The 12555-nt window shown below is 32.7% G+C and carries 12 protein-coding genes; 4 read left to right on the top strand and 8 right to left on the bottom strand.

Annotation, left to right across the window (positions count from 1 at the left end; all coding sequences use genetic code 11):
• The first annotated feature begins 10 nt into the window (after positions 1–10).
• From serC to H6589_04135, 4 genes are all read left to right on the top strand, one after another.
• Positions 11–1084 carry a 3-phosphoserine/phosphohydroxythreonine transaminase gene (gene serC, locus H6589_04150; protein ID MCB9173778.1) on the top strand — a complete coding sequence of 358 codons (1074 nt, stop codon included), beginning with the start codon at positions 11–13 and terminating at the stop codon, positions 1082–1084.
• Positions 1085–1171: 87 nt separating this feature from the next.
• A complete protein-coding gene (locus H6589_04145; GenBank protein ID MCB9173777.1) occupies positions 1172–2125 on the top strand; it encodes a D-2-hydroxyacid dehydrogenase in 954 nt (317 codons plus the stop codon).
• Entirely contained in the window at positions 2125–3366 is a 1242-nt protein-coding gene (locus tag H6589_04140; GenBank protein MCB9173776.1) for a DUF1015 domain-containing protein, read from the top strand. Before H6589_04145 ends, H6589_04140 begins: the two co-directional genes overlap by 1 nt.
• Positions 3367–3371: 5 nt before the next feature.
• Complete coding sequence (locus H6589_04135) at positions 3372–4034, top strand: YggS family pyridoxal phosphate-dependent enzyme (GenBank protein ID MCB9173775.1); 663 nt, start codon at positions 3372–3374, stop codon at positions 4032–4034.
• On the opposite strand, the gene H6589_04130 is transcribed toward H6589_04135, so the two are convergent.
• From H6589_04130 to H6589_04095, 8 genes are all read right to left on the bottom strand, one after another.
• Entirely contained in the window at positions 4031–4663 is a 633-nt protein-coding gene (locus tag H6589_04130; GenBank protein MCB9173774.1) for a YceI family protein, read from the bottom strand. The genes H6589_04135 and H6589_04130 overlap by 4 nt on opposite strands.
• Before the next feature lie 42 nt (positions 4664–4705).
• A complete protein-coding gene (locus H6589_04125) occupies positions 4706–5458 on the bottom strand; it encodes a hypothetical protein (GenBank protein ID MCB9173773.1) in 753 nt (250 codons plus the stop codon).
• Positions 5458–6609: an aminofutalosine synthase MqnE gene (mqnE, locus tag H6589_04120; protein MCB9173772.1), complete on the bottom strand. Its 1152-nt coding sequence runs from the start codon at positions 6607–6609 to the stop codon at positions 5458–5460. The genes H6589_04125 and mqnE overlap by 1 nt, the downstream gene beginning before the upstream one ends.
• Positions 6610–6700: 91 nt before the next feature.
• Complete coding sequence (locus H6589_04115) at positions 6701–8911, bottom strand: T9SS type A sorting domain-containing protein (protein ID MCB9173771.1); 2211 nt, start codon at positions 8909–8911, stop codon at positions 6701–6703.
• Between the two features lie 230 nt (positions 8912–9141).
• Entirely contained in the window at positions 9142–10545 is a 1404-nt protein-coding gene (locus H6589_04110) for an FAD-binding protein (GenBank protein MCB9173770.1), read from the bottom strand.
• Between the two features lie 90 nt (positions 10546–10635).
• Positions 10636–11568 carry a TIGR01212 family radical SAM protein gene (locus H6589_04105; GenBank protein MCB9173769.1) on the bottom strand — a complete coding sequence of 311 codons (933 nt, stop codon included), beginning with the start codon at positions 11566–11568 and terminating at the stop codon, positions 10636–10638.
• A 10-nt stretch (positions 11569–11578) separates the two neighbouring features.
• Positions 11579–11920, bottom strand: a complete 342-nt coding sequence (locus H6589_04100; protein MCB9173768.1) for an alkylphosphonate utilization protein — start codon at positions 11918–11920, stop codon at positions 11579–11581.
• A gap of 36 nt (positions 11921–11956) precedes the next feature.
• Complete coding sequence (locus H6589_04095; GenBank protein MCB9173767.1) at positions 11957–12484, bottom strand: hemerythrin domain-containing protein; 528 nt, start codon at positions 12482–12484, stop codon at positions 11957–11959.
• Between the last annotated feature and the right edge of the window lie 71 nt (positions 12485–12555).

Genomic DNA, 12555 nt, shown 5'->3' with positions numbered 1-12555 from the left:
AAACAGCCACATGTCAAAAGTTCACAATTTTAGTGCAGGACCGTGTATTTTACCTCAAGAGGTATTAAAACAGGCTTCTGAAGCAGTAATTAATTTTAACAACTTAAACTTATCGTTGATTGAAATTTCGCACCGCAGTAAAGATTTTATTGCCGTAATGGAAAAAGCACAATCGTTGGTTCGTGAATTATTAAATGTTCCTGAAGGATATTCGATTTTGTTTTTACAAGGTGGTGCAAGTCTTGGTTTTTTGCAAGTGCCTTTTAACTTTATGAAAGTTAACGGTAAAGCTGCTTATGTTAATACAGGAGTTTGGGCTACAAAAGCACAAAAAGAAGCAAAAGGATTTGGCGAAGTTGTTGAAGTGGCTTCATCAAAAGATAAAAATTTTAACTACATCCCTAAAAATTACCAACTCCCTGGCGATGCAGATTATTTACACATTACAAGTAACAATACCATTTTTGGTACTCAATTTAAAAATTTTCCTGTAAGTAGAATTCCAGTTATTTGCGATATGTCTTCTGATATATTTAGCCGAAAAATTGATGTGAGCCAATTTGATATGATTTATGCAGGTGCTCAAAAAAATATGGGACCAGCAGGAACTACTGTATTTATTGTAAAAGATAGTGCTTTAGGAAAAACAGGAAGAGAAATTCCAACCATGTTAGACTTTAGATCGCACATAAAAGGAGAATCGATGTTCAATACACCTCCAGTATTTGCTGTTTATGTTTCAATGTTAACCCTACAATGGCTAAAAGATAATGGTGGTGTTGAATGGATAGAAGGAATTAACCAACAAAAAGCCGATTTATTATATAACGAAATTGATGCTAACCCAATGTTTGAAGGAACTGCTAATAAAGCTGACCGTTCGAACATGAACGCGACATTTGTTTTAAAAGACGAAAGCTTAAGCGAAGAATTTAATAAAATGTGGAAAGCCGCAAACATCAGTGGAATAGTTGGGCATAGAGATGTTGGTGGTTACAGGGCATCAATGTACAATGCTTTGCCTTTAGAAAGTGTGCAAGCATTGGTAGATGTTATGAAAGCATTTGCAGTTAAATTTGGTTAAAATCTATATTAAGAATTTATAAATAGATTCCGCATCAATCCTTCGACAAATTCAGGATGACATCTGCGGAATATCGAAAATAAAAAAATGAAAATATTAGCAAACGACGGTATTGCACCAATCGGAAAAATAAATTTAGAAAAAGCAGGTTTTACAGTAGTTACAGAAACTGTTCCTCAAAACGATTTAATTGATGTAATTAATAAAGAAAATTATGTTGGGATAATTGTTAGAAGTGCCACCAAAGTAAGAAAAGATATTATTGACGCATGCCCAAGTTTAAAATTAATTGGTCGTGGCGGTGTTGGTATGGATAACATTGATGTTGCTTATGCAAGAGAAAAAGGTTTACATGTTATCAATACTCCTGCTTCATCATCACAATCGGTAGCAGAATTAGTTATGGCTCATTTGTTTGGTGCAGTACGTTTTTTATACGATGCTAACCGCCAAATGCCTGCACATGGATTAAACGACTTTAATGGTTTAAAGAAAAAATACGGTAAAGGAATTGAACTACGAGGAAAAACAATGGGTATCATTGGTTTTGGTCGTATAGGTCAATCTGTTGCAAAATATGCATTAGGCTGTGGTATGAATGTAGTTGCTTTCGACCCTTTTATGGAAAAAGCAACTGTCTCAGTAGAAGTAGCTAATCAAACCGTAAATGTGGAGATTAAAACCATTTCTTTAGATGATTTACTTGCTGCTGCTGATTTTATCTCATTACATGTTCCTGCTCCAAAAGATGGTAGTGCAGTTTTAGGCGAAAAAGAATTCGATAAAATGAAAAAAGGTGTTGTAATTGCTAACGCTGCAAGAGGTGGTGTTATTGATGAAGATGTATTAATAGCTAATTTAAACTCTGGTAAGGTGGCTCATGCTTGCTTAGATGTTTTTGTTAACGAGCCTACTCCTCGTCAAGATTTGTTGTCGCACCCAAAAATTTCATTAACTCCACATACTGGCGCTGCAACAGAAGAAGCTCAAGACAGAATTGGAGAAGAATTAGCTACGCAAGTTATTGAGTTGTTAAAGTAATGGCTAAGATAATTCCATTTAAAGCTATTCGTCCAACACGTGATAAAGCCTATTTGGTTTCATCCTTGCCTTCTTATGTTTATAAAAAAAATATATTAACTGCTAAATTAGAGAGCAATCCTTATACGTTTTTACACGTTATAAATCCTGAATTTAGAAAAGACAACAAGACAAAACCAAACTCTATTGAACGATTTGAGAAAGTAAAAGAAAAGTTTGATGAGTTTAGAAAAAATGGAGTGTTTATTCAAGATAAAAAAGATTGCCTATACCTTTACCGACAAATTACACCACAAAACACTTATATAGGAATTATTGCTGGTATTTCTGTTGATGATTATTTAAACGGTACAATAAAAATTCATGAACATACACTAACTCAGCGTGAAGAAACATTTAAAATGTATTTGGATGTTTGTCAGTTCAACGCTGAACCCGTTTTGTTAACTTATAAAGACAACCCAATAATTGAAAGTATTATTAACAAATACCTTTCAAAACGCTCTGAATATGAGTTCTGTACAACCCATTTAATTAAGCAAGATTTATGGCTAATAGATAATGTAGAAGATATTAAAATACTTACTTCTGCTTTCGAGCATGTAAATGAAATTTATATTGCTGACGGACATCATCGTTCATCCTCATCTGTTTTGTATGCTAAAACAAGAAGAGAAGTTAATCCAAATTACAATCCTAACGATAAATTCAATTATTTTTTAGCTTACTTTATTGCCGAAAGCAAACTCAATATAGTTGAGTACAATAGAGTGGTAAATCATATCAATGGATTAACCGAAGATGAGTTTCTAAACAAACTATCTACATCGTTTGATATTGAATTAAAAAAATCAAGCTTTAAACCAACTCAAATCCATCATTTTTCAATGTATTTAAATAAAAAATGGTACTTGCTTAAAACAAAAGAAGAGTTAATTTCAAATAAAAATATCATTCAGAATTTAGATACAAAAATATTATCTGACCACGTGTTAAACCCGATATTAAACATCAAGGATTTAAAAACAGACGATAGCATATTTTTTATTGAAGGAACTAAAGGTGTTGAAGGTTTAAAAAAAGTAGTTGATTCTGGTAAAGCAAAGGTAGCTTTTGGATTATTCCCAGTATCTATTGAACAGTTAAAAGCAGTTGCTGATGCTAATGAAATTATGCCTCCAAAAAGCACCTGGATTGAACCAAAAATGAGAAGTGGATTAACCATTTACGATTTGAAGTAGTATTCATGTCTAAAATTAAAGAAAACATAAACAAGATTAAAAGTAATATCCCCAAAAATGTTACCCTTGTTGCAGTATCTAAAACCTATCCAAACTCCGCTATTTTAGAAGCTTACGAAGCAGGTCAAAAAGCTTTTGGTGAAAATAAAGTTCAAGAATTGGTTACGAAATACGAAACTTTGCCAAAAGATATTGAGTGGCACATGATTGGGCATTTACAAACCAACAAAGTTAAATACATCGCTCCTTTCGTACATTTAATTCATGGCATTGATAGCTTAAAATTGCTTACCGAAGTAAACAAACGTGCCCAATCAAATCAACGAAACATTAATGTTTTGCTTCAAATACATATTGCCAAAGAAGAAACCAAATTTGGTTTTTCTGAAGAAGAAGTTATTTCACTATTTCAGTCGAACGAGTTAACTAAACTAACCAATATAGCTGTTGTAGGCTTGATGGGAATGGCAACAAACACCCCTAACGAAGAGCAAATTAGAAATGAGTTTAAAGGTTTGAAAAGTTTGTTTCAAAAACTTTCAACTTTAAACTCCAAACTTACCATATTAAGTATGGGAATGAGTAGCGATTATAAAATAGCTATTGAAGAAGGTTCAACAATGATAAGAGTTGGTAGTTCCATTTTTGGAAAACGTAACTACAATTAATGACATCTTTTTGATAAAGCCACTTCTATATCCAAACCAACATTTGGCCACAACACACTAACACCATCAGCACCTTTATGTAAATCTTCGCATACTTTATTCAAAGATGCAATAGCCCCTGTTGCATTCCAGTTATTTAAATCTAATTCTCCAACAAGTTTTACAACATTGTCGGTAACAGTATAATCTAAAACAACTTCTTTTTCAATTTCGTTCATGGTAACAAAAAACGAACATTTTCCTTTTTCGTTGTCACCTTCTACTCCACTTACTTGTCCCATAATTATATCTGTTCCCATCATAGCACCAAAAAATGAATTTACAATTTTATCGTCTCTATCAGGATTAGTTGTATTTGTACTGTTGGTTAAAATTGTAAACTTAATAGTATTCAATACCTCTGCGAGTTTTGTCGATTTTTCACCACCGGTAATTAACACATCATTAAAAGAACCTCCAACAGCAACTTTCTCTGACGTTTTATAAGCCGTCCATTTCAAGCTTACAGCATTGGTTTTTTCATATTCATAAAAACAAGCTACTTCTTTTTCTGGTTTAGCACTGTCGTTTCCACAAGAAGAAATTATTAACGAAGAAGCAAATAAGATGGTTAAAAAATAGTTATTCATTTTTTTTGTTTTTAGGATTAATAACACAAAAGTAACAATTATCTATTTGTACTTTAAAAGAAGGTTTGGATAATCAGATATAATTCCATCTACACCTCTTTCAATCAATTTTTCAATTGTTTCAGGGTCGTTTACCGTCCAAACATGCAATTCTTTTCCAAATTTATGAACTTCATCAATTAATGCTTGAGTAGCATATTTGTGCTGTACAATAATTTCATCAACAAAATCGTACCTTCCTAAAGGTTTAAAGTTAATAGTAGTATCGAATGACAAAGGCAATTTAGCATGCTTTCCAACAAATAATTTTCCTGTTTTAACATGTTTATTTAGCTTATTAATCCTAAACAACGCCCTATCGTTAAATGATATTATTTTACACCATCCAAAAGCATCTTTATTCTTAATAATATTTAAGATATGCCTCTCAATATTTGGATAATATAAATAACTGTATTTGGTCTCAATAACCAACTCTACTCTACCGTTTATTAAATCAATAACTTGTTCTAAAGTAGGTATTCTTTCTTCTGCATAAACTTTATTGAATTTGATTCCAGCACTGAACTTCAACAAATCTATGTAATCCATGTTTTTTACAAAACCAAAACCATCAGTTGTTCGACGCAAAGTTCTATCGTGTAAAACAATAATTACATTATCATTGGTTTGTTGCACATCAATTTCAATTCTATCCACCCCTAAATCTAAAGCCAATTGAATTGAAGCCAAAGTATTTTCTGGAGCTAAACCTCCAGCACCTCTATGTCCAGTTATTATTAAAGGTTTTCTCATTACGCCTCTACTAAAGAATAATCGTTTAACTCATTATAAACACTATCTCTTTCAATCGGTTTTCGTCCAACTTCTTTGATTAAAGCAATCATTTGTTCAGAAGTCATTACAGGTTTCTGCTCTTCTGATCCAGCCATAGTATATATTTTAGTTGAATCATCAACGGTTCCGTCAATATCATTTACTCCAAACGACAGGAGTAGTTGAGTTGTTTTTCTTCCAATCATCGGCCAATAAGCTTTAACATGGTTAAAATTATCTAAAAATATTCTGCTCATAGCAAACACTTTTAAATCCTCAACAATGCTTACTTCGTTAATGCCTGACATCTGATTGTTTTTGTTTCTAAACTTTAAAGGAATAAAAGCATTAAAACCACCTGTTTTATCTTGCAACTCCCGCAATCTGTTCATGTGGTCAATCAAATGGGTATAATTTTCTAAATGCCCATACAACATTGTTGCGTTAGAAGGCATACCAACGGAATGGGCAGCTTCATGCATTTCTAACCACTGAGAAGACGTACATTTATCTTTACATATTTGCTCACGTATCGTTTCATCAAAAATTTCTGCTCCTCCACCTGGCAATGAACCTTGACCAGCATCTTTTAAAATCTGTAACCCCTCCTTATAACTTACTTTAGCTTTTCTACACATATACTCCAGTTCAACAGCCGTAAATGCTTTAACATGAAGCTCTGGACGAATAGCTTTTATGTTTTGAATAAGGTTTCTGAAATACTCCAAACCCATTTTCGGGTGAACCCCTCCAACAATATGTACTTCAGTAATATCTAGATTATTATAGGCTTTGATAGCATCATAAATTTGCTCTTCAGTCATTTCCCAAGCTTCATAATCATCTTTATCCCTCAGCATTCGAGAATAAGAGCAAAACTTGCAATCGTAAACACATATATTGGTAGGTTCTATATGGAAATTCTTATTAAAATAGGTTTTGTCTCCATGTCTATCTTCTCTAATATAATTAGCTAACATAGCTAATAAACTAAGTTCTGCATGTTGATATAAATACAAACCCTCTTCAGTATTTATTCTAGTTTTTCTTAAAACTTTTCTTGAAATATCTAACAGTCTATTATCAGTTATTGTTTTATTTAATAATAGATTCACGGTTTCACTTGACATATAAAAATCTTTTTCCAAAGATAAGATTATTAGACAAAAAAAAGAGTCCCGATTTAATCGGGACTCTTAATATTTATTAAAAAGTATTTAACTATTTAGATAAAATAACTTTTTTCGTTGTAACCTCTCCATTAGAAGATACTTTAACAAAATAAATACCATTTGGCTGATTACTTAAATCAACTTTCATCATATTTGAAGTTGTAGAAGCATTAGTTACTTCTTCCCCTATCATATTATAAACTTTAACAGTTCCGTTATTTTTTGGCAACATAACTTCAACTATACCAGTAGTTGGGTTTGGATAAGCCACAATTGATTGCAAATCTGCTAAATGAGACTGAACGCCCGTAGCGATATCGCAAACGATTGCTACAACTGTACCTTTATAAAGAACAGAATAAGCACTTAAATCTAACCAACCACCACCTGATTCATTAGCCCAAGTATTATTAGTTGTTGCATTAGCAACACCCATTACTATTGTGTCACCATTAAGTGGAGTAACATCATGATCATAACCAATAAAGAAAGCTCCAGCAGTTGCGCTCATCGGTATCGCAGGACTAATTGGAACTGAAATAAATTGATTTAAGTTTCCTGAGAACTGACCAGTAGTAATAGCTGTAGATGCAAGCACTGTACTTGGTTTTCCTCCTGCACCATTTGCATTCCATATTTTTAATTTAGCACCTCCAGTACCTGTTGATTGAACAAAAACATATCTAACCTCAACCAATTCTTTTGCACCAGCTGGTGAAGTAATTTTTGAAGCCCACCCATTATCATCATAACAGTTGTTTCCAACAATATATCCTTCTAAAGGTAAGTTACAAGCAGCCGCATCCTGAGTCCAATAAGCTCCTCCAAAACTTTCTGTATTCCAATCCCATCCAGCAACAGTAGAGTCACAAGTAACTGTTCCTGCTGCATTTACTGTAATATAAGCAGTTTTCGTTTCTGTATCAGTACCTGCAGCATTATCCGTAACTGTTAAAGAAACAGCATAAGTACCAGCAGTACTGTAAGTAATAGCTGGAGGAGTTTGACCATTAAATGATCCTGGAACACCACCCGTAAACGTCCAATTCCATGAATTTAAGGTAGCTGGGCTTGATGAAGTACTTGTAAAAGTAACTGTTTGACCTTCGTTTATTACCAATGGATTTCCAGTAAAATCAGCATTAATAGCTGCAACATTACAAACAGTAGATGTTAATAATGATGCTCTCCTAGGAGCACTTGCTAAAACAGCATCTACTCTAGCTTTTTGACCAGCAGTAAACATATACATACATGCATCATCTGTGTAATCCATATAATTCATATACATAGAACTAGGGTCAGAAGTACTACATCTTCCTCCTGATTGAGTAGTTTGTGGATAAGAAGGACAACCATAGTTTTCACCTTTTTGTTGTGGAGTGTCAGCTACATTATCATCTGCAGCACATGCAGATTCATCACCCCATATATGATACAATCCAAAACAGTGACCAACTTCATGAGTAGCTGTTCTACCTTTATTATAAGGAGCTGAAACAGCTCCAGTTGTACCAAAATAATTATACCCAATTACAACACCATCAGTATTAGCTGCTCCACTATTTGGAAACTGAGCATAACCTAGCACTCCATTTAAATCACCACCAAAACGAACCACCCATATATTAAAATATTTAGTGGGATCCCATTGTGTAGCAGCTTTCATTGCTTGTGTAGCAGATTGACCAAATGAAGCTGTACCATAATTTACTCTATTGATACCTGTTGTTGGCTGACCATTAGGATCAGTTTTGGCTAAACAAAACTGAATATCCATATTTGTTTTTACAGAATTAAAATATGATGTACTATTAAAATCTGAATTTGTAGCAGAAAAATCTGCATTTAATACAGTTATTTGAGACATCACCTGAGCGTCTGAGATATTTTCACCTGAACCTAAAGCATCACCATTATGGATAACATGGACAACTACAGGAATATTTCTTGAAGCTTTATTTGTCGAATTATTGTTCTGATTATTTTTTATAAGTTGTTCAAGCCATTCACTATACTCTTCTTTACTCTTTAAATTTGGATTAGCTTCTCTTTGTAAATCTTCCATTTCTGTTGTTACACATCTAATATGTCCAGAAGGAGTTCTTTTTGCGTTTTGAATTACTTCAAAACTCCTTTGATCATCAATTGCATTAATGTGAGTTGATTTAGTTATAGGAGCAGCTTTTCTTGAAGACTGACCAAACACCAAAATTGAACTCAATACCAACGATGAAATAAATAAAGTAGTTTTTTTCATGTTTAATTAAAGTTTAGTTTGTTTTAAAATTAGCAACTAAAATTAGTTATTTGTGTTAAATAAAACAATATGCGATTTTATTTATTCGATGAATCCTAAAGTTGTTCTGTCAAAGCAACCTTTTTTATATATTAATCGTCTTGGTTGAAAGGAGTTTTTAAAGTTAATATAGATAGGTCTTAAAAAATTTTATTCTCCCTTAAGAAACCCTGAACCCATTCAGGGTTTTTTTATTTAAACATTTTTCCAGGATTTAATATTTGATTCTTATCAAATAAAATCTTTATTTCCTTTTGAATTTTTATTAGAGTATCTGCAAAGGCAATATCCATATATTCTTTTTGAACTAATCCAATGCCATGCTCCCCAGATAGCGTTCCTTTTAACTTAACGCATAAAGAAAATATTTCTCGGATAGCCAATGAAATATTATTATTCCATTCTTCATTTGAAAGATTATTTTTCAAAATATTCACATGTAGATTTCCATCTCCAGCATGCCCATAACAAATAGAGGTAAATCCATATTTCGATCCTATCTCTTTTACTCCTTTTAACAAAGTTGGAAGCTCAGCTCTTGGAACCACTGTATCTTCTTCTTTGTAAATTGAATGTGATTTAACAGCCTCTCCAACTACTCGCCTAATCTTCCATAATCGTTCTTTTTGAGCATTATCATCTGCAAAAAGAATTTCATCACAATTAAAATTTTGTAGTACTTCAGTAATAATTTCACAATCTTTATATAGAACATCTAAATCATTCCCATCTACTTCTATTAATAAATGAGCTTGAACATTATCAGCAATTTGAAAAGAATTGTCTCCAATATATTTAGCTCCAAGCAAAATTGCATCACGTTCCATAAATTCCATACCAGATGGAATTACCCCCGCTTTAAATATTTCTGATACAGAGGCACAAGCGTCTTCAACTTTAAAAAAAGGAACCAGCATTAATAAATTGAATTTAGGATAAGGCAACAATTTAAAAACTGCTTTAGTAATAACTCCAAGAGTACCTTCACTACCAACAAACAATTGTGTTAGATTATACCCAGTTGAATTTTTCAAGGTATTGGCACCAGTCCAAACTATTTCTCCATTTGGCAAAACTACTTCAAGATTCAACACATAATCTTTTGTAACACCATACTTTACAGCTTTTGTACCACCAGAGTTTTCAGCCAAGTTACCACCAATAAAACAACTTCCTTTACTTGCAGGATCTGGGGGATAAAACAATCCTTTTTCCTTAACAGTATTTTGAAAAACTTCTGTAATAACTCCTGGTTCAACGGTTGCTTGCAAGTTTCTTTCGTCTATTTCTATAATTGCATTAAATCGCTCCATCGACAACAAAACACCTTTATTTATAGGTAATGCTCCTCCACTCAATCCTGTACCTGCTCCTCTAGGCGTTATTGCAATCAATTCTTGATTACAGAATTTCATCAACTCAGCAATTTCTTGTGGCGTTCTCGGTTTTACTATTACTTCTGGATGAAAAATCAAGTCTTCTGTTTGGTCTTGGCCGTATTTTTCAAGACTCTCCTTATCAAACAGTACATATTTCACTCCCACTATTTGTTGAAGCATTTTTATATGGTTATCACTTATTTTTGTATAATTCATTTATCAGATTTTATGGTCTAAAAATAAATAAAATACAAGATAGTTATTAACTTAAATAATACTAAAGTTTAACTTGTAATTAATAAACCCTTAGTTAAAATACTTTCCCTGCCACAGATTCTTTTCCTCCATCCGTTTTTCTATTTTAACTACCATTTCGAAGTTTTTAATCCCACCCCATTTTGGAGCAAGTAATAAATGACTGGGTGATTCACTAATAAAGCGTTCAATGATAATGTTTGGTCGGAGTAATGCCACAAAATCGCAAATAAAATCGATGTATTCTTCTGCTTCAAACAACTCGAATATGGCTGGTTCTGTTTTTAATTGTAAAGCCATTTTGGTATGTTTTACAATTTGCAGTTGATGTATTTTTAGTGTGTTAATCGGTAGTTTAGAAATTTCAACAGCATGTTTGAGCATTTCTGCTCGTGTTTCTCTAGGTAGACCAATAATTAAATGAGCTCCTAAATGCAACCCTTTATTTTTAGCCAACTCGTAAGCTGCAATGGTTTCTTCGAAAGTATGGCAGCGATTAATTAAATCAAGTGTTCTGTTTAATGTGCTTTCCACCCCAAATTCCAAAGCTATGTAATGAGTTTTAGCTAAATCCGACAAAAAATTTATCAAATCTTCATTAATACAATCAGGTCGTGTTCCAATTACTAAACCTATAACATTTGGATGATTAATAGCTTCTAAATACAACTCTTTAACTATATAAACATCGGCATAGGTATTGGTATACGCCTGAAAATAAGCTAAGTATTGTTGTGTTTTGTATTTTTTTGAGAAAAATGAAATCCCTTCATCTAACTGCTGAGTTATACTTTTACTTGGTTTACAATAATATGGATTGAAAGTGTTGTTGTTACAATACGTGCAACCTCCTACTCCTTTTGTACCATCGCGATTTGGACAGGTAAACCCCGTATTTAGCGAAATTTTTTGAACTCGTTCGTTAAATTTTTGCTTAATAAACGACGAATAATCGTTGTAAGGTTTTGAGGTATTCAAAAACAGAAGATTTGCACTAAGCTTTTTTAACAAACTCCGATTTTAAAGCCATAGCTCCAAAACCATCAACTTTACAATCAATATTATGGTCGCCCTCTACCAATCGTATGTTTTTTACTTTTGTTCCTACTTTTATCGATTTCGAATAGCCTTTAACTGGTAAATCTTTAACAATTACCACATCATCACCATTATTCAATTTGTTTCCATTAGCATCTTTCACAACCAATTCATATTCTGCTGCTAACTCTTCAGGACTCCATTCGTAACCACACTCAGGACAAGCAAATAAATTATTATTAGTTGGATATCCATAAGGGGAATTACATTTAGGACACGGGGTTATTTCTTCTTGCATGTTGTATTATTAAAAAAACAAAGCTAATAAAATGATTTAAACTAAAATATTTTCTATGCTTTTCTCTAACTCCACTTTACGTGCCTCACCAAGCTCCATATCTATATCTTTAAACTTAAAAAAAATTGTTTCTAATTCATTTTCACTCAATAAATTCTCTGCCAAAACAAATAATTCTTCGTTTTCGGCGGCAATATGGTCTAATAAATCATTGCAATACTCTTGAAGTAAGTTGTACGATTTTGGAAATTCCTCGTTATCCAAAGCTTCTTGAATTTCTTGAGTGTAATCTCTAAAACTTTCGTGATGTTGTTCAAATTCATCAATAATCCCCTGCAATACAAAATCGGGATGATTGTAAACGGCAGGAAACAATACTTCCTCCTCCTTACGGTGATGATATCCATCAGCATACTCTTTAAAAAACAATACTAAATTGTCAACAATTTCAATATAGGTTGCAGAATCTTTTTCCCAAAGACCATCAATGTTGTCTATAATTTTTTCTGCTTTCATTATAACGTCATGCTCTGCATACATTACACTTAAAGGATTATTTTCCATTTATATAGATTTTTTACTTCCTCTCATTCAATTTTGTGTTTTATACTTCGTTTTAAACTGAGAGTTAGGTA

The sequence above is a fragment of the Flavobacteriales bacterium genome, assembly GCA_020635795.1.
Lineage (GTDB): Bacteria > Bacteroidota > Bacteroidia > Flavobacteriales_E > Vicingaceae > Vicingus.
Note: the sequence above shows the minus strand (reverse complement) of the source record. Positions and strands in the feature narration are given on the sequence as shown.